The organism is Acinetobacter sp. AR_0276 (assembly GCF_003000705.1).
Classification (GTDB): Bacteria; Pseudomonadota; Gammaproteobacteria; order Pseudomonadales; family Moraxellaceae; genus Acinetobacter; species Acinetobacter nosocomialis.
In genome coordinates, this window is record NZ_PSQO01000004.1 from 2,514,706 (window position 1) to 2,537,239 (window position 22,534).

The 22,534-nt window shown below is 39.1% G+C and carries 20 protein-coding genes; 11 read left to right on the top strand and 9 right to left on the bottom strand.

The genetic code is table 11. The annotated features are described in order from the left end of the window. Window positions 1-22: 22 nt before the first annotated feature. From pheS to CSB87_RS12860, 3 genes are read left to right on the top strand one after another with little or no spacing between them, the layout of a single operon-like run. The gene (gene pheS / locus CSB87_RS12850) at window positions 23-1,003 is read left to right on the top strand and encodes a phenylalanine--tRNA ligase subunit alpha (protein WP_002054514.1); all 981 of its coding nucleotides are present in this window, start codon (window positions 23-25) and stop codon (window positions 1,001-1,003) included. 32 nt (window positions 1,004-1,035) lie between these two features. Then, on the top strand, window positions 1,036-3,417 hold the full coding sequence (gene pheT, locus CSB87_RS12855) for a phenylalanine--tRNA ligase subunit beta (RefSeq protein ID WP_004710542.1): 2,382 nt from the start codon (window positions 1,036-1,038) through the stop codon (window positions 3,415-3,417). Beyond that, the gene (locus tag CSB87_RS12860; RefSeq protein ID WP_000126166.1) at window positions 3,414-3,710 is read left to right on the top strand and encodes an integration host factor subunit alpha; all 297 of its coding nucleotides are present in this window, start codon (window positions 3,414-3,416) and stop codon (window positions 3,708-3,710) included. Before pheT ends, CSB87_RS12860 begins: the two co-directional genes overlap by 4 nt. A gap of 174 nt (window positions 3,711-3,884) precedes the next feature. On the opposite strand, the gene CSB87_RS12865 is transcribed toward CSB87_RS12860, so the two are convergent. Further along, window positions 3,885-4,148, bottom strand: a complete 264-nt coding sequence (locus tag CSB87_RS12865; RefSeq protein ID WP_004883134.1) for a hypothetical protein — start codon at window positions 4,146-4,148, stop codon at window positions 3,885-3,887. 93 nt (window positions 4,149-4,241) lie between these two features. On the opposite strand from CSB87_RS12865, the gene CSB87_RS12870 reads away from it, so the two are divergent. Then, window positions 4,242-4,376, top strand: coding sequence for a hypothetical protein (locus CSB87_RS12870; RefSeq protein ID WP_017393480.1), 135 nt, complete (start codon window positions 4,242-4,244; stop codon window positions 4,374-4,376). A gap of 184 nt (window positions 4,377-4,560) precedes the next feature. Here the strand turns inward: CSB87_RS12870 and rho are convergent, their stop codons facing one another. Continuing rightward, complete coding sequence (gene rho / locus CSB87_RS12875) at window positions 4,561-5,829, bottom strand: transcription termination factor Rho (RefSeq protein WP_001054522.1); 1,269 nt, start codon at window positions 5,827-5,829, stop codon at window positions 4,561-4,563. A gap of 319 nt (window positions 5,830-6,148) precedes the next feature. After that, entirely contained in the window at window positions 6,149-6,475 is a 327-nt protein-coding gene (trxA, locus tag CSB87_RS12880) for a thioredoxin (RefSeq protein ID WP_002054512.1), read from the bottom strand. A 279-nt stretch (window positions 6,476-6,754) separates the two neighbouring features. On the opposite strand from trxA, the gene ppx reads away from it, so the two are divergent. Genes ppx through CSB87_RS12905 form a run of 5 tightly spaced genes read left to right on the top strand, consistent with a single transcriptional unit; the run spans window position 6,755 to window position 11,854 of the window. Beyond that, on the top strand, window positions 6,755-8,275 hold the full coding sequence (ppx, locus tag CSB87_RS12885) for an exopolyphosphatase (protein ID WP_002054555.1): 1,521 nt from the start codon (window positions 6,755-6,757) through the stop codon (window positions 8,273-8,275). Between the two features lie 18 nt (window positions 8,276-8,293). Then, window positions 8,294-9,115, top strand: coding sequence for an acetyl-CoA carboxylase carboxyltransferase subunit alpha (locus CSB87_RS12890; protein ID WP_002054564.1), 822 nt, complete (start codon window positions 8,294-8,296; stop codon window positions 9,113-9,115). Next, on the top strand, window positions 9,052-10,452 hold the full coding sequence (gene tilS, locus CSB87_RS12895; RefSeq protein ID WP_079377113.1) for a tRNA lysidine(34) synthetase TilS: 1,401 nt from the start codon (window positions 9,052-9,054) through the stop codon (window positions 10,450-10,452). The genes CSB87_RS12890 and tilS overlap by 64 nt, the downstream gene beginning before the upstream one ends. Continuing rightward, window positions 10,427-11,263: a pyrroline-5-carboxylate reductase gene (proC, locus tag CSB87_RS12900; protein ID WP_079377114.1), complete on the top strand. Its 837-nt coding sequence runs from the start codon at window positions 10,427-10,429 to the stop codon at window positions 11,261-11,263. Before tilS ends, proC begins: the two co-directional genes overlap by 26 nt. A 21-nt stretch (window positions 11,264-11,284) precedes the next feature. Continuing rightward, on the top strand, window positions 11,285-11,854 hold the full coding sequence (locus CSB87_RS12905; protein ID WP_002054582.1) for a YggT family protein: 570 nt from the start codon (window positions 11,285-11,287) through the stop codon (window positions 11,852-11,854). Between the two features lie 59 nt (window positions 11,855-11,913). On the opposite strand, the gene polA is transcribed toward CSB87_RS12905, so the two are convergent. Then, on the bottom strand, window positions 11,914-14,685 hold the full coding sequence (gene polA, locus CSB87_RS12910; protein ID WP_004883118.1) for a DNA polymerase I: 2,772 nt from the start codon (window positions 14,683-14,685) through the stop codon (window positions 11,914-11,916). 154 nt (window positions 14,686-14,839) lie between these two features. Between polA and CSB87_RS12915 the strand changes: the two genes are divergently transcribed. Next, complete coding sequence (locus tag CSB87_RS12915) at window positions 14,840-17,647, top strand: DUF2339 domain-containing protein (RefSeq protein ID WP_004883117.1); 2,808 nt, start codon at window positions 14,840-14,842, stop codon at window positions 17,645-17,647. On the opposite strand, the gene CSB87_RS12920 is transcribed toward CSB87_RS12915, so the two are convergent. Continuing rightward, window positions 17,637-18,554, bottom strand: a complete 918-nt coding sequence (locus tag CSB87_RS12920; RefSeq protein WP_004883114.1) for a mechanosensitive ion channel family protein — start codon at window positions 18,552-18,554, stop codon at window positions 17,637-17,639. The two genes, CSB87_RS12915 and CSB87_RS12920, sit on opposite strands and share 11 nt — an antisense overlap. A gap of 9 nt (window positions 18,555-18,563) precedes the next feature. Further along, window positions 18,564-19,385 carry a hypothetical protein gene (locus CSB87_RS12925; RefSeq protein WP_002054549.1) on the bottom strand — a complete coding sequence of 274 codons (822 nt, stop codon included), beginning with the start codon at window positions 19,383-19,385 and terminating at the stop codon, window positions 18,564-18,566. Between the two features lie 96 nt (window positions 19,386-19,481). Here CSB87_RS12925 and gspE point away from each other — a divergent pair, with 96 nt between their 5' ends. Continuing rightward, window positions 19,482-20,972 (top strand): type II secretion system ATPase GspE, encoded by a 1,491-nt coding sequence (gspE, locus tag CSB87_RS12930; RefSeq protein WP_004883110.1) that lies wholly within the window; start codon window positions 19,482-19,484, stop codon window positions 20,970-20,972. A 55-nt stretch (window positions 20,973-21,027) separates the two neighbouring features. Here gspE and CSB87_RS12935 read toward each other — a convergent pair whose 3' ends face one another. From CSB87_RS12935 to CSB87_RS12945, 3 genes are all read right to left on the bottom strand, one after another. After that, window positions 21,028-21,459: an organic hydroperoxide resistance protein gene (locus CSB87_RS12935; RefSeq protein ID WP_000051124.1), complete on the bottom strand. Its 432-nt coding sequence runs from the start codon at window positions 21,457-21,459 to the stop codon at window positions 21,028-21,030. A gap of 86 nt (window positions 21,460-21,545) precedes the next feature. Continuing rightward, window positions 21,546-21,983, bottom strand: a complete 438-nt coding sequence (locus CSB87_RS12940) for a MarR family winged helix-turn-helix transcriptional regulator (RefSeq protein WP_004710519.1) — start codon at window positions 21,981-21,983, stop codon at window positions 21,546-21,548. A gap of 159 nt (window positions 21,984-22,142) precedes the next feature. Beyond that, entirely contained in the window at window positions 22,143-22,520 is a 378-nt protein-coding gene (locus CSB87_RS12945) for a DUF4951 domain-containing protein (protein ID WP_002054542.1), read from the bottom strand. Window positions 22,521-22,534: the final 14 nt, after the last annotated feature.

A 22,534-nucleotide genomic window follows, 5' to 3' on the forward strand; every position in this document is an offset into this window, starting at 1 on the left:
ATTTGTTGCTTTGAGAGTTAATATGTCACTGGAAGCCCTGACCACAGAAGCGCTTGCTGCCATTGCAGCAGCTCAAGACCTTGTTGCACTTGATCAGGTGCGTGTGCAATTTACAGGGAAAAAAAGCCAGCTTGCAGAACAATCGAAAGCATTAGGGAAAATGGACCCTGAAGAACGTAAAGTACAAGGTGCTGCGATTCATGCTGTTCGAGAAACGATTAATAGTGCTTTAACTGAGCGTCAAACGGCATTACAACAAGCTGCGCTAGCACAAAAACTAGCAAATGAGACCATTGATATTACTTTGCCAGGTCGTGGACAGCGTATTGGTACAGTTCATCCTGTTACTCAAGTGCAAGAACGTATTTGCCAATTCTTTACTAAAGCTGGTTTTACGGTTGCAACAGGGCCAGAAGTTGAAGATGACTATCATAACTTTGAAGCATTAAATATTCCTGGGCATCACCCTGCACGTGCCATGCACGATACTTTCTATTTTGATGCAAACCATTTGTTGCGTACGCATACCTCTGGTGTGCAAATTCGTACCATGGAAACAAGTCAGCCGCCAATTCGTATTGTATGTCCGGGCCGTGTATACCGCTGTGACTCGGATCAAACGCATTCGCCAATGTTCCATCAAATCGAAGGTTTGTATGTTGCTGAGAACACCAGCTTTGCTGAATTAAAAGGTTTATTAATTAACCTACTTAATGAGTTTTTTGAGAAAGATTTAAAAGTACGTTTCCGTCCATCATATTTCCCATTTACAGAGCCTAGTGCAGAAGTAGATATCATGGATGAGCGTGGACGTTGGTTAGAAGTATTAGGCTGTGGCATGGTGCATCCAAATGTATTGCGTGCTGCGGGTATTGATCCTGATAAATACAAAGGCTTTGCTTTTGGTTTAGGGGTAGAACGTTTTGCAATGTTGCGTTATGGCATTAATGACTTGCGTATGTTCTATCAAAATGACGTGCGTTTCTTACGCCAATTTGCCTAACATTTTTTCAGGATTAAATAAGGTTTATAAAGATGAAGATTAGCGAAAATTGGTTACGCACATGGGTTAACCCTGCAATTGATAGTGATACATTATCTGATCAGTTGACTATGCTTGGTCTTGAGGTAGATGAACTAGCGCCTGTTGCTAAGCCATTTACCGGAGTTGTAGTTGGTGAAGTTCTAACAGTTGAACAGCATCCAGATGCAGACCGTCTACGTGTAACAACAGTGAATATTGGTTCAGGTGAGCCTCTGCAAATTGTATGTGGTGCTCCTAACGTTCGTGCTGGAATGAAAGCACCTGTAGCAACTATTGGCGCAGTATTACCAGGCGATTTTAAAATCAAAAAAGGTAAGCTTCGTGGTGTCGAGTCACAAGGTATGTTGTGCGGTGCTTCTGAAATTGATCTTGAAGATAAAATCGATGGTTTGCTTGAGTTACCTGCCGATGCTCCAGTAGGGGTAAACATCCGTGAATACTTAAAACTTGATGATAACGTCATCGATATTAGTATTACGCCAAACCGTGGTGACTGTTTCAGTATCCGTGGTATCGCACGTGAAATTGCAGTGATTAACCAACTGCAAATGAATGAACCTGAAATTAAATCGGTTGATGCGACAATCACTGATGAGAAAAAGGTTGTTATCAGCACAGAGGGTGCTCCACGCTATTTAGGACGTGTCATTAAAAATGTAAATGTGAAAGCTGCTACTCCTGAATGGATGGAACAAGCTTTAGCACGTTCAGGTATTCGTACACATAGTATTTTAGTTGATGTAACGAACTACGTTCTAATGGAATTAGGCCAGCCAATGCATGCTTTTGATTTAGCTAAAATCGAAGGTACTGTACAAGTTCGCCAAGCTAAGCCGCAAGAAAAGTTGCAACTTTTGAATGATCAAGAAGTTGAATTGCAAGAAGATGTGATGGTTATTGCTGATGACCAGAAAGCTTTAGCAATTGCTGGTATTATGGGTGGTCTAGCGTCAAGTGTAACTGATGATACAACAGATATTTTCTTAGAAAGTGCATTCTTTGCTCCGCTTGCGATTGCTGGGCGTGCTCGTCGTTTTGGTTTACACACAGACTCTTCGCAACGTTATGAACGCGGTGTAGATTTCGAATTACCTTTGATTGCGATGAACCGTGCTTCCCAGCTTATTCAAGAGTTGGCAGGTGGTGAGTTTGGTCCAATTACTATAGCTGAAAAATCTGATTTACTTCCTAAACGTGAAGCGATCGAACTTAAGCAAGCTCAGGTAGACCAATTATTGGGATATCAAGTTGCTGCTGAATTTATTACAGATGCTTTAACTCGACTAGGTTGTGAAGTAACTGTTAAAGCTGATGGCGAATGGAGCGTAGTTCCACCATCACATCGTTATGATATGGCAATTTATCAAGATTTGATTGAAGAAGTTGCTCGTATTGATGGATATGACAATATTCAGATCAGCTTACCAAGCATGGATGTTCAGCTTGCTAAGTACCAAGATCGTTTTGAAATTGCACAGCTACGCCAAACAGTAGTTACTTTAGGTTACCAAGAAGCAATCAGCTTTAGCTTTGCTGATGCAAAACTTGAAAAGCAGTTAAACCCGCAAGTCAATCCACTTATGCTAGCAAATCCAATTTCAAGTGATTTGGCAGCAATGCGTAGCACTTTGCTTTCTAGTTTAATTCCTTGTGTACAATATAATTTAAATCGTCAGCAAAGCCGTGTACGTTTCTTTGAGCTTGGCTTACGTTTTGATTATCAAGATGCCAATTCTATTCAAGACTTAAGGCAAATCCCGACATTAGCTTTAATTGCTGTAGGTTCTCGTGAACCAGAATCATGGCATGCTAAGCCACAACCAATGGACTTCTTCGATTTTAAAGGTGAAGTAGAGGAAGTTTTAGCTGCTGGACGTGTCAAAGTTGAATATGTACGTTCAGAGCGTTCATGGTTACATCCAGGACAGTCTGCTGAAATTTTAGTTGATGGTAAATCAATTGGTTACCTAGGTCGTTTGCACCCATCTTTAGAAAATGAGCTCGATTTGAGCACAACTTGGGTTGCTGAGCTTGATCAGGCAGCAGTTTTGCAATCTTATGTATCTAATTTTACAGAATTATCACGTTTTCCTTCGGTTAGACGTGATATTGCGCTTTTAATCTCTGATAATATAAATGTTAGAGATATTCAGCAGTTAATCGAAAAAACTGGTGGAGAGCTTTTAGACTCTACTTGGTTATTCGATGTGTATACGGGGCAGGGTGTCGAAGAAGGTAAACGTTCATTAGCGTTTGCACTATTATGGCAACATCCTTCACGTACGCTTGAAGATGCTGAAATTAAATCTGGTATGGACAATATAATCCAAGTGTTGGAAAACACTTATCAAGCGACATTGAGGGCCTCATGACAGCACTAACTAAAGCAGACATGGCTGATCATTTAAGTGAGTTAACCAGCTTAAATCGCCGTGAAGCAAAACAAATGGTCGAGTTGTTCTTTGACGAAATTAGCCAAGCGCTTATCGCGGGTGAGCAGGTTAAGCTTTCTGGTTTTGGTAATTTCGAGCTTAGAGATAAACGCGAGCGTCCGGGACGTAATCCTAAAACAGGCGAAGAAATTCCGATTTCTGCCCGTCGTGTAGTGACCTTTAGAGCAGGTCAGAAATTTAGACAACGCGTTGGAAATGAGCAGATCGATTGATCTGCTTTTTTTTATTTATATTTGGTTTTATTAGTTTTGAATGAATCGCATTTAATATAAGCCTAGAAATACTTTATATCGATATATCAAGTACATCTGTACTGAAATTATAAAATTTTAAGTATAAAAAAAGAGGACATAAAGTCCTCTTTTTTATCTAATCTAGAATATAGATTAGTGTGCAGCAGAAGCAGCAGCGTCAGAAGCAGCAGCAGCGTCAGAAGCAGCAGCAGCAACGTCAGAAGCAGCAGCGGCAGTTTCAGAAGCAGCAGCGTCAACAGCAGTAGCAGCTTCAGAAGCAGCAGCAGTAGCTTCAGAAGCAGCAGCTACAGCTTCAGAAGCAGCAGCAGCAGCTGGAGCTTCTTCTTTCTTAGAACAACCAACGAAAGCTAAAGTAGCGGCAACAGCAGCAGCAACAGCGAATTTTTTGAATAACATGGCATCACTCTCACAAAAAAAATTTGAGATTAAAAAAACCTAAGTTAGGCTGTTTTGCTTTTATTATTCCTAAACGTAGCTAGGTAACAACGCATGGAGCAGTCTAACTGGTCTGCCGCTATGCTATCACTGCAAATGTTGAAATACTACTGTCACCTGTCAAAAAAGCGCAGAAAAATTGAAAAAACAGCCTGTTTTTTAACAGAAAAAAACAATCAATTAGATTAGATATATTGGAAAAGGTATAAGTAAGCTACTAAAAAACATAATTTTTTTATATTAAAAATATTTGTTTTCAAAAGCTTAAATATATCCTTACATAAGGTTTAACAAAATGTATTTTTGTGTAAAGCATGTCAACCAAATAAAAAAGCTACTCATGAGAGTAGCTTTTTGGAAAACAACATAATGATTAAGTTGAAGCTTTACGTTTCATCTGATCAAAGAAATCATCATTTGTTTTGGTTTCTTTCATACGGTCAAGTAAGAATTCCATAGCAGCCAACTCATCCATAGGATGAAGGAGTTTACGGAGGATCCAGACTTTACGTAATTTATCTTCATCCATTAAACGTTCTTCACGACGTGTACCTGACTTCTTAATATTCATGGCAGGGAAGACTCGTTTCTCAGCAATACGGCGATCAAGTGTAATTTCTTGGTTACCAGTACCTTTGAATTCTTCGTAAATTACATCGTCCATTTTACTGCCAGTTTCAATAAGAGCAGTAGAGATGATTGTTAAAGAACCGCCTTCTTCGATATTACGAGCAGCACCGAAGAAACGTTTTGGGCGTTCTAATGCATGTGCATCTACACCACCGGTCAATACCTTGCCTGATGAAGGAATTACAGTGTTGTATGCGCGAGCTAAACGTGTGATAGAGTCAAGTAAAATCACAACATCTTTTTTATGTTCAACAAGACGTTTTGCTTTTTCAATGACCATTTCAGCTACTTGTACGTGACGTGCTGGTGCTTCATCAAATGTTGAGGCAACGACTTCACCGCGTACGGTACGTTCCATTTCAGTTACTTCTTCTGGACGCTCATCAATAAGTAAAACAATAAGGAACACTTCCGGATTGTTTCTCACAATAGATTGTGCAATGTTTTGAAGTAACATTGTTTTACCCGCTTTTGGCGGTGCAACAATAATAGAACGTTGTCCTTTACCAATTGGCGCAACTAAGTCGACAACACGGGCAGTTAAGTCTTCTGTTGTACCATTACCAAGTTCCATAACCAATTGTTCGGTTGGGAAAAGGGGAGTTAAGTTTTCAAATAAAATTTTATTTCGAGAATTTTCTGGCGTGTCATAGTTAATCTGGTTAACTTTGAGCAACGCAAAATAACGCTCACCTTCTTTCGGAGGGCGAATAGTACCTGTGATGGTATCACCTGTACGCAAGTTAAAGCGTCGGATTTGTGAGGGGCTCACATAAATATCATCCGGACCAGCTAAATACGAACCTGCGGCAGAGCGCAAAAAACCAAAACCATCAGAGAGAATTTCAAGAACGCCGTCACCAAAAATTTCTTCGCCATTCATTGCATGGCGTTTCAAGATGGCAAAGATAATATCTTGCTTTCGGTTACGAGCCATACCTTCAAGGCCCATAAATTCAGCAATTTTAATTAGTTCGCCGATTGGTTTTTTCTTGAGTTCAGTTAAGTTCATAGGGGTCAGAATTAGGAAAGAATAGAGTGTGGTTTAAAAGAAGAAAAATCGCTCGCATACAAAAAAGAGTATCGCAATTGTATTTACACAATAACAATTCAGAAGTCTAATTAACTGTTTCGAAGAGAAATGTGAAAAAACAATTTCTGTTGCCGAGTGGCGATCTTTATGTTTGTGTCTTGTAAGAAGCCGGACAGAAGACGATTCCCTTCAGTGCCTCTTGAGCATGCAATATAAGTGAGATCAGCTAATTTGTCAATTTATAGCCGAAAAAAATACGCTATAGAGATATAGCGTATTTCATCTGTAACGTTCGGACTTAAACGTTTTCGTCAATGAAGCTAACGAGTTTAGAACGAGGTACAGCACCGATTTGCTGCGCTACTACTTCACCATTTTTGAAAAGTAATAAAGCAGGAATATTACGGATATTGTATTTCACTGCAGTATCTTCACAAGAAGTCACGTCAACTTTAACGATTTTTACTTTACCAGCATATTCACTTGATAAATCTTCAAGAACAGGTGCAATCGCTTTACAAGGTGCACACCAACCTGCCCAGAAGTCAACAAGTACAGGTGTTTCTGCATCTAGAACATCTGCTTGGAAGTTATCATCAGTTGTATTTACAATAGTCGCAGACATGGTACGGCTCCAATTTTTAGAAAAAAGTGCTATCACTATAGGAGGATATAATCTCTATCAGTATTACATAGCTACTTAGTTCAATGTAAGGGTTTGATGCTATTATTCAAGGCTTAATTAAATTTGTCTAATGGATGCTCACGATATTCACCATCGGCTTGTACAATCGTTTAACAAATCGAAAATTATCGATGGCTATTAATTGTTGATGAAAATGGCTTTTCAATTGCATTCTTGTGAATTACTCTAGGCGTGAATTGTTATGGGTTTAGTTCAATAATGTCTGACTTTCTGATTGATGAAGAATTACTTGCTGCCATAGATATGGGGTCGAACAGTTTTCACCTTGCCATTGCACGGGTAGATCACGGTGAAGTTAAAAAAGTGGCTTCAATGTCAGAAAAAGTACAGCTTGCAGCTGGTCTTGATGAAAATAAAAACTTAACAGAAGCTGCACAGCAACGTGGCTTGGCATGTTTGGCTCGTTTTGTCGGGCGTTTGGGGTCGGTTCAACCTAATCGTTTAAGAATTGTGGCAACGAATGCTTTGCGTCAGGCTAAAAATGGCCATGAGTTTATTCAAAAAGCTGCTGAAATTTTACCTAAACCTATTGAAATTATTGCAGGCCGTGAAGAAGCACGACTGATTTATCTTGGTGTATCTCACACGATGGCAAATGGTGGACGCCGCTTAGTTGTTGACATCGGTGGAGGGTCTACTGAGTTTATTATTGGCGAAGAATTCGAGCCGATTTATACCGAATCATTACAGATGGGTTGTGTAGCATATACTAAAGCCTACTTTGCTGATGGTGAAATTACCCAAAAAGCTTTTGATAAGGCAGTGGTTGCTGCGCGCAAAGAACTTTCAGCGATCGCAACAACTTATAAAATGGAGGGTTGGGATACTGTTGTTGGTTCTAGCGGAACAATTAAAGCCTGCCGTCAAATTATGGTAAATATGGGGTTAAGTGACGAGCAAGAAAATGTTACTCGTGAAGGCCTCTATAAACTTAAAGATAAGTTGCTCAAGTTCAAAAATATTTCTGAAATTGATTTTGAAGGACTTAGAGAGGATCGACGAGCAGTTTTGCCAGCCGGATTGGCAATTTTGTACGCAGTTTTTGAAGTATTAGAAATTGAACATTTGGCATATTCTGATGGTGCATTACGTGAAGGAGTCATGTATGACCTTTTAGGTCGTTTTAAGCATGAAGATATCCGAGATCGTAGTGTGCAAGCTCTAATGGGACGTTATAACGCTGATCCGAAACAAGCAGAACGAGTTGTAAATACAGCTCAACACTTATTTGATGGGGTGGCAGAATCTCTGAATTTAACCAGTGAAGACAGTGACTTACTGCGCCGTGCAGCATATTTGCATGAAATTGGTTTAGCAATTAGTCATGGTGGTTATCATCGTCATGGTGCTTATTTATTACAGCATTCTGATATTCCTGGTTTCTCACAAATTGATCAAAACCATCTTTCACATTTAGTTGCTCATCATCGTCGTAAATTACGTAATGATGTAAAAAATGAAGTTTTAAAGGCGGGCGGTAATAAATTACTCTACCTAAGTCTATTACTTCGCCTTGCAGTTTTACTCAACCATAGTCGCAGTGATCAGATGCTTCCTGCCATTGAATTGACCATCATAAATGATCAACAATGGCAGCTTAGTGTTTCTGGTGATGCCAAACAATGGCCATTGTTAGTTGCCGACTTGCATGATGAGCAAGAGCAGTTTAAGCATTGGGACATTGAATTGAATATTCAGTCGGAAAAATTTATCGATTAAAGGGATAATATTCGACCTATGAAAAAAGCTACTCAGTCCAAAGCGTGGACAACGGTTCAAATTGCACGTCATCCTGATCGTCCGCAGTTTCTAGATTATGTCGGTGAAATCTTTACAGAGTTTGATGCCTTGCATGGTGATCGTTTGTTTGGTGACGATGGTGCGATGGTAGGTGGTCTTGCTCGTTTTGACGGTCAACCTGTGATGGTCATTGGACAACACCGTGGTCGTAGTACCCGTGAAAAATTAAAGCACAACTTTGGTATGGCGAACCCAGAAGGTTACCGTAAATCTCAGCGTTTACTAGATATGGCTGAGCGTTTTAATCTTCCGGTTTTCACGTTTATTGATACGATGGGTGCATATCCAGGTGTTGGTGCTGAAGAACGTGGACAAGCTGAAGCAATTGCGACCAGTCTTGCTCAACTTTCAAGTTTGAAAGTTCCTGTTGTTGCAACAGTACTCGGTGAAGGTGGTTCTGGCGGTGCTCTAGGTATTGGGGTTGCTGACCGTGTGATTATGTTGTCACATAGTATTTATTCTGTGATTTCACCAGAAGGTTGTGCATCTATTTTATGGAAGACTGCTGAAAAAGCAGCTCAAGCGAGTGAAGCTTTAGGTTTAACAGCAGATAAACTACAATCTCTAGGTATTGTTGAATATGTAGTAGATGAAGGCGAAGGAGCTCATTTAGACCCTGAGCGTGTGATGCAAAACCTAAAAGTAGTTTTAAAGCAAGCTTTGGATGAATTGCTACCGATGGATGCAAATGAACGATGCGAAGCACGTTATCAACGTTTAATGAAGTTTGGCAGCGAAAATTTAGGCATCACGTCTTAAAGCAGGCTCAAGAGTTTTCAGAAAATAGTTCTTTTCTTATTGGATGTAGTGGTGGCATGGATTCAATGCTACTACTACATTTAATGACTCAAATTTTCCCTCAAAAGATCCGGGTAATTTACATTGATCATCAACTGCAAGAACAAAGTGCAGAATGGGGGAAACTTGTTGCCAGTCAGGCAACAAGTTTAAATATTTCTTATATTATTCAAAAAGTACAGATTTCTGATGGGAATCTGGAAGCTCAAGCACGTCAAGCACGTTATCAAGCTTATCAGCAACATTTACAACAAAATGAAATTCTATTGCTTGCTCATCATCAGCAAGATCAGGCCGAAACAGCTATTTTACGTTTATTGTCAGGTACAGGTGTAGATGGACTTGCTGCAATGCAAGCCATTGATTACCGTGAAAATATGACGATTTGGCGTCCTTTTTTGGATTTAACACGTGAGCAAATTGCTTCTTGGGCTGCTCAGCTTGAAGTGAAGTATATTGATGATCCAATGAATTATGATACCCATTATGACCGTGTGTGGTGTCGTGAAGAGCTTTGGCCATTTTTATCAAAAAGATTTCCAAAAATGCAGCAGGCGCTGAGCCGAACCAGTTATCTCATGCAGGATGCTTCCGAAATTTTAGAAGAAGTTCTGAAAAATGATTGGCAATATTCGGGTTCAGCTGATTATTTAGATTTAACGAAATTATCCGAGTTATCTTTTGCGCGACAGCGCCAGTTACTTTCTGCATGGATGAAGGGTGATGGGCAATATCGACCTGCATTTGAAATGGTCGAGCGCTTAAAAAAAGAAGTCATTGATTCTAAATCTGATGCACAAGCCGCTTTACATTGGAACCAGTTTTATTACGTCCGTTATCAAAATATTCTTTATAGGTTAAGTAAACAGATTTATCTTGCTGAAAAATTAAATCTGGTTGAAGCTGAACTGGAGCATTCATTTAAATTACAAGAAGAATGGCAGGGTGCAGCAGGACTGTTCCATATTGAGAGTAAAAAAATTGGTTTAAGTCATTCTTTATTGAATAAAAAATTGAAAATAATTCGACGCCAAGGTGGGGAAAAGATTCATCTATATGGTCGTGTTGGACAATGGCCGTTAAAAAAAGCGATTCAAGAAGCACATATTTTGCCTTGGCTTCGTCATACAATTCAAATATTAGTCATAGATAATGTTATGCTTGGGGTTTTTACACCGAAAGGATTTTGGTTGGCTCAGTCTCCGTATTGTGAGCAAGGAGGATGGCAACCAGATTTAATTTCTCATTCTTGTGATCTGGTAAATGGCGAATATGGTTATGACAAGTGCAGTAAATAGTAATATCTGTTTTATTGGTGGTGGTAATATGGCCCAAGCGTTGATCGGCGGGCTGATTTCAAGAGGTTTGCCGCCAACACGTATTACCGTTTCAGATCCAGTTGAACAAATCCGTCATTTATTACAAGAAAAAGAAGTTCATGTAACTCAAGATAATGTGGCTGCAATTAAAAATGCGGATGTTGTTGTACTTGCGGTAAAGCCACAAGTTCTAGCGAATGTTCTACGTCCGCTGAAAGGCTTATTATCGGATAAACTGGTTATTTCCATCATTGCTGGTGCGGAAATTAAGACAATATCAAATCTTATTGATAGCGAACGAATTGTTCGTGTTATGCCTAATACGCCAGCATTAGTTCAAACTGGCGCACATGGTATTTATGCGACTGATGTAGTTGGTGCTTCAGACCGTGAATTAACGAGTCAAATTTTAGCAGCAACTGGTTTAACAATTTGGGTAAACTCCGAAGCTCAAATTGATGCGGTAACAGCAGTTTCAGGTTCAGGCCCGGCTTACTTCTTCTACCTCATGGAAAGTATGATCCGTGCAGGTAAAAATCTAGGCCTAGATGAAAAAGTTGCAACTGCTTTAACTCTTCAAACAGCATTAGGTGCTGCTCAAATGGCAATTACGAGTTCAAATACTCCGTCTGAACTACGTAAAAATGTGACATCACCGAATGGTACAACACAAGCTGCACTTGAAGTTTTTGATCGTGCACAAATCTCTCAAAATATTCAATCTGCATTAGCTGCTGCACAGAAACGTAGCCAAGAATTGGCTCAAGAACTGAGTGACAGTGCAAAATAGCTTTAATAGGATAAGACAACTATGGGTGCAAATTCTGCGCTAATTTTTGGAATTTTAATTAACGTTGCGATTTTATTGGTCTTTTTCCGGTTCTTAATGCAATTGGCGGCAGTAAGTCCTTATAATCCTGTGGTTTTATCGACAGTAAAGGCGACGAAGATTGTTGATATTTTTGGCCGAATTTTTCCAACAGTCGCAAAAGGCCGATTCAATTTAGCCGCATTAGTTCTTTTAATTATTTTATATTTACTGAAAATTTTCGGTGTGATGTATCTTTCAGGTTCAATGCCAAATAGTCCGATTCATTTAGTGATTCTGACATTTGTGACAATGATCCAAGATTTGATTCGTTTCTGTCGTTATTTAATTTTTGCGACAATCATTTTGAGTTGGGTGGTGATGTTCACTCAATCTCGTTCACCTTATATTGAAGTCATTCAAGATTTGGCAGAACCATTATTAGCGCCGTTCCGTCGCTTACTGCCTAATATGGGGATGATTGATTTGTCGCCAATTTTGGCATTCTTAGCGCTCTATATTGCTGAGATCTTAATGAATGAAGTCGCTAAAGTTCTTTTAACTGGACTTTAAGTTGAGACGATAAAAAAGGGCTGTATTTCACAGCCCTTTTTTATTGGTTTATTGATGACTTAGTGTGCATCATCCCAGTTTTGTCCTTGCCCAACTTCAACAAGTAAAGGCACAGAAATTTCGACAACGGATTCCATAACACTTGCGATTTGCTTAGAAAGTTCTTCTGCAATATTTTGATCGGCTTCAAACACTAATTCATCGTGTACCTGAAGTAGTAGTTTTGCTTGATCTTTTGGCAAGATTTTATCAACTGCAATCATTGCAAGTTTAATAATATCAGCTGCACTACCTTGCAAAGGCGCATTGATCGCAGCACGTTCAGCAGCCTTACGTACCATCACATTTCGAGCATCAATATCTGGTGTATAAAGACGACGTCCTAAAATAGTTTCAACAAAGCCTTGCTCCGATGCTACTTGGCGGGTACGTTGCATGTATTCATAAATACCCGGATAGCGTTGGAAATATTGCTTAATATAGTTTTGCGACTCTTGACGTGTGAAGCCTAACTGACGAATTAAGCCAAACTCGGACATACCGTAAAGTAAACCAAAATTTACAGCTTTAGCTTGGCGACGCTGATCGTTTGTTACATCTTCGATCGCAATACCCAATACTTCTGCTGCCGTACGGCGGTGCACGTCTTGTCCGTGCTGGAACGCATGTACTAAGGCATCATCTTGAGAAAAATGAGCCATTAAACGAAGTTCAATTTGTGAGTAATCGGCTGCTAGTAAAACTCGTCCTTCTGGTGCAATGAATGCTTTACGAATTTGACGGCCAATTTGTCTACGAATTGGAATATTTTGTAAGTTAGGATCCGAAGAAGATAGACGACCTGTCGCTGTGAGAGCTTGGTGATAACTTGTATGTACGCGATGGGTATCGTTATGAGATTGCTCAACTAGACGATCAGTATAGGTACTTTTTAGCTTTGCTAACCCACGATGTTCTAGAATAATTTCCGCTAATGGGTGTTCGATTTTTTCTAAAACACTTTCACTGGTACTGTATTGTCCAGTTGCAGTTTTTTTACCACCTTTAATACCTAATTTATCAAATAGGATTTCGCCTACTTGTTTAGGTGAAGCAATGTTAAAAGTTTCATCTGCAATTTCCATAGCCTGATTTTCAAGGCCTTCCATGGTTTTTGCAAATTCAACACTTAATTTATCTAAGAATGCATGATCTAAACGAATACCATCTTCTTCCATGCCTGACAAAATTCGGGCAACCGGCATTTCGATGTTATATAAAATATTTTCTAGCTCAGGATGTGCTTTAAGTTTATTTGAAAGGACTTCATATAAACGATAAGTCACATGCGCATCTTCGGCTGCATAATGAGCAGCAACTTCAATCTCAATTTGATTAAAAGTCTTCTGTTTAGCACCTTTACCAGCAATTTGTTCAAAAGTTGTGGTTAAGTGACTTAAATAGACACGAGCTACATCATCCATGCCATGACGAGTTGCTGCTGCATTTAATACATAAGATGCCAGCATGCTATCGAAATACCAGCCTTTAAGTTCTATACCGTGATTAGCAAAAATGTGCGCATCATATTTAAGGTGATGACCGATTTTTTTAACCGCTTCATTTTCTAATACTGGCTTAATTTGAGCCAGAATTTGTTCACGATCCAGCTGCTGTGGCGCATTTTCATAGTTATGTGCTAAAGGCACATAATAGGCATCTTTTGCATCAAAGGCGATTGAAAAACCAACCATTTCGGCAATACGGTAATCAAGACTTGTGGTCTCTGTATCAATAGCAAAATGATCGGCATTTTGCATGCGTTGCCAGAGTTGATCCCAAGCTTCTTGAGTTAAAACAGTATGATAATTTGCAGTCCCAAGCTGATCATCTTGACTAGTTAAGCTAGCTTGATCTTCTGTTTCTATTGTTTCAGCAGGTTTAACTTCATTTTGAACCACGGTCTGTGAAGCTTGCTGTTTGTAGCTTGAGCTATTTGGATTGTTTGGATGATCAAGCGACTGTAATTGGTTTCTAAACTCGAGCTCAGTGTATAGATTACGCAAAGCCTCTACGTTTGGATCAGTAAGCTTTAACTCATGCCAGTCAAGTTCTAAAGGAAGATCGCAAACAATACTTGCCAACTGATGATCAAGCTTAATGTTATCTAAATTGTCTTTAATATTTTGGCTCAGTTTGCCTTTAAGCTGGTCTACATTAGCAATGATATTATCTAAAGTGCCATATTCGGTCAGTAACTTGGCTGCTGTTTTTGCTCCCACGCCAGGCACGCCCATAATACCGTCAGATGCATCGCCCATTAGAGTCAAGTAGTCGATAATCTGATTCGGCCAAACCCCAAACTTTTCAAATACGCCATCGGTATCCATTACGCGATCTTTGAAGCTGTCTTCTAATTTTACATGGTCGTTGACGAGCTGAGCCATGTCTTTATCTCCGGTTGAGATCAGTACATGATGCCCCTCAAGTACGGCACGTTTAGCCAGTGTCCCGATAATGTCATCAGCTTCAGCACCTGGAAGGCTATATAAAGGAATTCCTTGCGCTTTAATTAGAGCGTGTAAATATGGAATCTGTTGAGATAACTCTTCCGGCATGGTTGGACGATCACCTTTATAAATAGGTGAAAGCTTATGACGGAAAGTTGGCTCAGGTGTATCGAAAATTACGGCCATATGTGTTGGTTGCATACGGCGCATTAATTTTTGAATGGCAGAAATTGCCCCACGTATTGCATTGGTATGTAACCCTGTAGAGGTCGTCAATGGTGGTAATGCATGATATGCACGAAATAAAAAATAGGACCCATCAACCAAGACAAATGGTGGCATTGAACAATTCCTTAATTTGAATTAGGGGTATTTTACGTGAAAACGGTTATGAATGCAGGTTTATGATTTTTGCAGTATTTTGTATGTATAAATATACGCTTGTATTGGCTTGAAGTAAGATGATATGTAATGAAGGTGTCATATTGCTAAGCCCATGTATAAAAAAGACAAACAGGGAATGATCGTTGTTTTGATCGCTTTGACTTTGTTTTTAGCCATTTCAATTGGTTTTAAATTTCAGAGTGCCGTTGTTGCTTTATCTATTGCTCTTACTGTCATACTAGTTCAGTCGTTATCAAATCTACATCAACGTTTAACTCATTTAGAACAACAGTTTTCTCGGCAGAGAACCCCACTTTATTCTATTCACATACAACGCACAGTCATTTATGCGGCTGCTTTAGTTGCATTAGTTGCTTATATCAATCATTGGATGTGGATTGCTGGTGGGGCATTACTGGTTTTATTGTTATGTTTGATTCAAACTATTAGTACATTTCATACTCGTCTATTGTTCCTCGAGTCAGCCAAGCAAACAGTAAGTGTAAATGAATCTATACATACAGAAGTGATAATGCCTGTATCAGAGCAAGCTGATCCAAACAATATTACCGAGCCAGCTTCACCTGAAACAACAGCTTTAGATCAAGAAGAACAAATAGCTCGTACACAGACCACCGCATGGTGGCAACCAGCAGTCGATTGGATGATTCATGGTAATCCAATTTTAAGAGTTGCTGTTGCTGTACTTATGGTTGGGGTGGTGCTCTTACTGCGTTTTGCCAGTGAGCATTGGCAGTTGAGCTTAGGTGTGAAACTTGGTTTTATTGCGATTGCAGGAGGTGTATTAACAGCATTTGGATATACCTTGCAAAAGAAAAACCAGCTATTTGCTGTGGCATTGCAAGGTGTCGGGTTAGCTGTTGTCTTTCTAACGCTTGTGTTCTCGCATCATTTTGGTGTAATTACCAGCCTAACTACAGCAAGTATTCTATTTACGATTTTATTAGCAATTACAGTATTCCTGAGTTTAAAACAACAAGCTATTTATTTGGCAATACTCGCACTGGGTATGGCTTATGCAGCTCCTTTAGTTATTCCGCAATATCGTCCTGATGTGGTTTTTTTATTTAGTTACTATCTGGTTATTAATCTTGCAGTCGCCACTGTTAATTTTATTCAGCCTTGGAAAATCCTAAATCAGATTGCTTTCTTTGCCACAATGTTTATTGGTAGTAGTGCAATCGCATTTTATGCTGAACCTGCAAAATTTGACACATTAGACTGGATCTTATGGTGTCATATTGCTTTGTTTATTTGGTTAAGTGTTCGTTATAGCCAAAATATATCGCGGGTTTCAGCACATGAAAAACAAGAGGGGATTCGTGTACCTCCACTCTTAGATGTTGGCCTTATTTTTAGTGTTCCTGTATTAGGCTTTACACTTCATGCTTATTTAGTTCATGAGTCGACCCAAGCTTTGACGATTGGTGCTGCTGTATTAGCGTGTACTTATGCGGTATTAACTTATTGGATTAAAAAAAACCATCCACAACTTTCAGTTCTTGCAAAAAGTTTTTTTATACTCGCGGTTGCTTTTTTTGCCTTAATTTTTCCACTCGCAAAAGGGGCGCACTGGACTGCTATTGGCTGGGTTGCACAAGGTACGGCTTTAATTGTGTGGGGCGTCACTGAACGCTATCGTTTAAGCCGATATATTGGCGTGATTTTAGTTTTACTCAGCTCACTTGCACTGTTTTATCAGGTTTGGGCAAATGAAGAATTCCCAACGCTAAGCACTAGTATTTATGCAATTGCTCAATTCATTTCTGCTTTTTATTTATTGCAATACAATAGTAAAGAGCAACGCTATTTTAGCGCAAGTATGTTTAGCGGTATTTTCTTATGCTTAGGCATGTATGCGGGCGCTGTAGCTGGTATAGAAATAATGGCATGGCATCATCATGGTTTAAGTCCGTATTTGATCTTCGCCGTAGCCCTAATCGCAATATTTAGCGCAGTCGTACATTATAAATTACGTGTGCAATGGCAGAGTTTGCAGTTAATTTTAATTAGCCTGTTACTGTTGTTAGTTTTGGGAGAAGCCTTTACCAGTCAAGTATTCATTCTGTTTAAATGGACCGATCTATTACAGCAAACTACTTTCCTAGTCACTACAATTATTCTTAGCGGCTTATTTATTATAGCTCAACCACAGACGGGTGAGTCTGGATACTTAAAAGTCTGGGCTGGTTTAAGCTGGTTAGCGTTAGCAATAGTTGGCGTGGCTATTTTTCCAAAAATGCCAATTGTGGCTTTGGCTTTTGTTCCTGTGGTTTATTCACTTTGGACATATAAAGCTCATAAAACGACACTGTTGCATCAAATTCCGGTGTGGTGTTTAAGCTTACTGTGGTTGCTTATGGTGAGTCTTGATGGTCATTCTGCTGAGTACCTTTATTTTATTCCTTTAATTAACTTAACGGACTTTCTTTCAATTGCGATATTTGCAGGTTTACTTTTTATTATTTATCAACATGATTTTGATCAAGATAAGTCACTGGAGTGGACTTTTAAAATTACAACAATTTTAGTGGGCTTGCTGGTATTTAGTAGTGTAGTTGTTCGGGGCTTGCACCATTACTGGGCAACACCGCTATGGAGTGTTTCAATTTGGACGAATGGTGTAGTACAGCTAAGTTTGACCTTACTTTGGGTTATTTTGGCTTTTGTATTGACGACATTCTCTAGTCGAAAAATGATTCGTCAACTCTGGTTTGTAGGCGCTGCACTTTTAGGGATTGTTGTATTAAAGCTGATTTTGCTTGATCTATCGCAAAGTGCAACGTTAACTCGAGTTATTTCATTTATTGGAGCAGGTGGGGTAATGCTGATTATTGCTTATCTTGCACCATTACCACCATCATCCTCTGTAAAGAAGAATCAAGAGCCTAAGCTTTAGGCTCTCTTTTTAACTCTTTTTGATTACTGTATTGATCGATATCGTCTTCAGCAAAAATAGTAGATGGTCGATCAATTAATCCCATTTTAGGAACAGGAATTTCAATTTGGTTATCTAAAAAGCCATTTCGGATACGTTCTTGCATTTCATCTCGAACTTTTAAAGAATTTTCTTGGCGGCACCACATTGCAAATAAAAGCTCAATCGATGATTCCCTAAATGCAGTTACTGTAACCGCAGGTTTTGGGTCATCTAACACGAGTGGGTAATTTGCTGCGACGTTAAGTAGAACCTCACGGACTTTAATAATGTCTTCATGAAAATTAATGGCAAGTGTAATTGGAATACGGCGTATCGGGTATTTAGATAAGTTGTGTACAGGGGCACGAATAAGTTGTTCATTCGGTAAACGAATATAAACGTTGTCGAGTGTAAGTAATTTTACTGAAAGCAAATCAATTGAGATGACTTCACCTTCGATGGTATTGCCACGAATGAGGGTGATTTGAATGGTATCACCGACTTCAAATGAACCTTCACCAATCAAAAATAAACCACTAATCAAGTTACTGGCAGAGGTTTGCGAAGCAAAACCGAGCGCTACTGTTAAGATCCCCGCTGCCCCTAGGAATACACTAAGTTTGAAACCGGCTTCTTTTAAACTCGTCATAATGAAGAGTAAGAAAATAAAATAGAAAATACCGCGGCGCCATACCAGACGCTGATGAGCATTAAAACGTGAGCCAACGGTTCTAATAAATGTATTTGAAATAATACGGGCAAGGACAAAACCAATAAAACAAAGCACAACACCGACTAAAATTTCACTGATACGTTCGGTATTAATATTGGTGAATATACTTTTGAGGCTATCAGCGATATCTCTAGGAATATTTGAATCAGCCATAGAACCCCCTTAGAAAAATGAATCAAACATATTAAATAGTGCACCGCCAGGTGAACGTGGGGGATGTACGTAAGTCACTTCACCTGCAAGAGGCGGTGTACGGTTTTCAATACGAATGCGGGCAGGGCGGTCAGACCCTTCATAATAAACTTTAATCTGTGAGGTCCATAAGCGTCCCGTACTTTCACTATAAAATAGCGGTAGGGCGGTAACCGGAACATTCATACGATCAAAGCGTAATTGATGATTACTGGTATTGTGAAAATCAATCGGCGTAACTGCTCTAAAAGCACGTGGTGTTAATAGATTTAAATCGGTACGTCCATCAACAGAGGTGGCATAGCAAATTTCACCTTGCTGTGCATTGGGTCCAAACCATGTATCTTTAGGCTGAATTACAGGAATCTCAAATAAAGGTTCATGCTGACTTTCAACTAAACCTGCAATCCATAAAGGAGTACTAATATAAAGAGTCCCTCGCTGACCTGCTGGAATATAAATTGGATCAACAGGTTTAATCACAACAGATCGGTCCGCCAAACGTGGCATGAGTAGAAACTTCGGATTAGTTTTTCTAAACATGTAACGTTCGACTTGAACAGTATGGGGGAAACCAAAATTTGCATCCGAGATAATGTGCCAATCTTGTTCATTATCATCTTGGAGAGTGGGACGATAATATTCGATACGCCATTCTTTTATGCCCCGCGTTAAACGAAAGAGCATTGAACCGAATTGCCATGCTTTCGACTGGTTAATTTCAAAGTGCTGTTCACCCCACCATTTTAAAGAATTCTGGGGGCGAGGCTGATATTCATTATTTTCAAACAAGACGTAAAATTCCTCTACCGAGTTGTTAAACAGACTTCACGCTGTAATCTGCTTAGAGTACACTCAAAATCATCTTACTCATCATTATAAATTGTGATGCAAATATTGAAACAAATACAAGTTCCATATAGTTTTGCCAAGCGTCATGGTGTTTTATTTCGTTATGACGGTGATCAAGTTTTTATTGTTAGACGTCAAAATACAGAAAAAATTGCATTGCAGGAAGCAAGACGAATTTTGGGGAAGCCTGCACATTATCAGCTATGTACTGAACAAGAGTTTAATAGCTTATTAAGTACGAGTTACGCTGGTGACACAGGGGAGTCGCAACAAGTTGCAGCAGGTCTAGAAGATCATCCAGATTTATTGAGTTTGGCCGATCAGGTTCCTGAAACAGAAGACTTAATGGACCAAGAAGATGACGCGCCTATTGTCCGTCTGATCAATGCACTTCTATCAGAGGCGATTCGAGTTGGTGCTTCTGATATCCATATTGAAGCTTTTGAAAAAAAATTATCCGTTCGTTTGCGGGTAGATGGTCAATTACGTGAAATTGTACAGCCGCGCCGTGAGTTGGCACCGTTACTTGTTTCACGTATTAAAGTTATGGCGAAACTAGATATTGCCGAAAAGCGTGTGCCACAAGATGGACGTATTTCTTTGCGTCTTGCTGGACGTGAAGTGGATGTCCGTGTTTCAACTTTGCCTTCGTCTCATGGCGAGCGAGTTGTTATGCGTTTGCTTGATAAACAAGCGGGTCGCCTTAATATGACTCACTTGGGTTTAATGGCAAATGACTATGAGCGTTTAACTCAATTGGTACATCGTCCACACGGAATTATTTTAGTTACAGGTCCTACGGGTTCGGGAAAAACCACTACCTTATATGCAGCTTTATCTGATTTAAATGATAATACGCGCAATATCTTAACTGCCGAAGACCCAATCGAATATCAACTTGAAGGCATAGGGCAAACACAAGTTAATACCAAAGTGGATATGACATTCGCTCGTGCTTTAAAGGCAATGTTACGTCAAGATCCAGATGTTGTAATGGTTGGTGAGATTCGTGATTTAGAAACTGCTGAAATTGCAGTACAAGCATCATTAACAGGTCATTTGGTTTTATCGACACTACATACCAATACTGCTATTGGTGCGGTTACTCGTCTTAAAGATATGGGAATTGAACCGTTCTTACTTTCAAGTTCTTTAATTGGGGTCGTTGCTCAGCGTTTGGTTCGTACCTTATGTCCACATTGTATGACATGGCGTGAAGCCGATACTTTTGAAAAGCAGGTTTTTCAGCATATTTCGCATGAGCCAACTTTAAAGTTACCGGAAGCTCAAGGGTGTGAGCAATGTTCCCACTTAGGGTTTAATGGCCGTACAGCGATTTATGAAATTGTACCTATTGATGAACCTATGCGCCGACTCATTCATGGTAATGCAGCAGAGTTTGAATTAGAAAATCATGCCCGTCAGTATTCTGGTTCTATTCGAGATGATGGCTTGCGTAAAGTGCTCTCAGGCAAAACTACACTTGAAGAAGTACTTCGTGTAACTAATGAAGCAAGTGAAGTATAATACGAAAGATATAAAAAATGCCCGATAATATTCGGGCATTTTTCAATATGAATAATTATTCAGTCACAATATTAAAAGTTACATCAATATTGTTACGAGTCGCATTTGAATATGGACAAACAATATGAGCTGCTGCAACTAATTTTTCAGCTTCTTCGCGGTCCATACCAATTAAATAAACATTTAAAGTAACTTCAATACTAAAACCTGTAGGAATTGGACCAATACCAACTTCACCTTCAACATAAGCATCTTTGCTAATGTTGAATTTATCGCGGTTAGCAACAAATTTTAAAGCGCCTAAAAAGCACGCTGAATAACCAGCTGCAAATAATTGTTCTGGGTTGGTTACAGCACCACCAGCGCCACCCATTTCTTTAGGCACACCAAGTTGTACGTCTAATACACCGTCTGATGAAGTTGCACGACCATCACGGCCACCAGTTGCTTTAGCTTTTGCACGATACACAACTTTTTCTAAAGACATCTTTTTATTCCTAAATTAAATTGAATACAAATATATCGTACACGACTTAAATATTTTGACAAGTTAATTTTGTAAAAAAGTGGTGATTATTTAGCTATATTTGTACGAAGCTGTGTCAGTTGATCTTTTAGGCCGAGTAACGTGGTCATATCACAAGAACTTGCTTCCAATATATGAGCTGGAATATTCACTGCCCGTTCTTTAAGTTTTTTCCCGTTTTCGCTTAACGTAATAATTACTTGTCGTTCATCTTCTTTTGAACGAGTACGATTAACAAATTGCAGTGCTTCTAGCTTTTTTAAAATTGGTGTTAAGGTGGAGGACTCTAAAAATAACTTGCTGCCAATTTCTGAAACAGTAATCTCATCTTTTTCCCATAAAACTAACATCACCAAATATTGAGGATAGGTAATACCTAATGGAGTTAAAAGTTTACGATAAAGTTGATTAAGAGCTAAATTTGTTGAATAAATGAGGAAACATAATTGATTCTCAAGCTTTAAGTTTTGACAGTCTTGGTCCATATATTCCTCAGAAAACTAGTGGGTGCTTTTCTAGTATATCGCTTTATGTTTAATTTCTTAAATGCTCATAATTCTGAGTTATTGATAAAAATCAGATAACGCAAAAAAAAGAGTAATCAAAGGATTACTCTATAACTTTAAAATATGAATTTGAAACAATTACCAGAGGTCAGCAATTTTTTTCATTAAACGAGCACGGTATCTTGCAGTTGGATTGTTCTCATCGCGTTGTTGCTCTTGTTCGTAAAAATCCTGCCAAGCAGTAATCATTTCCAAGGTTGTGCCTTGTTTTTTTATCATAGAAACATCAGCTGGTTGAATGTTTTCTAAACGTTGTCTTGCACCTTCAGCACCAGTTCCCCAGCCAATAATTCGTTGCCCAAAAGCAGGAAGAGGAATATTTTTTGGAGTAGGTGGAAAAGTATTTTGTTTAAGCTGTAAATTTGGAGAAACAAAATGATTTGTTGCACCGAAATCCGCTGCGTAACAGTGAATATTTGCCCCTAAGCAAAAAATGCTAAATAAGTATTTCCACATGAATAATTAAGCTT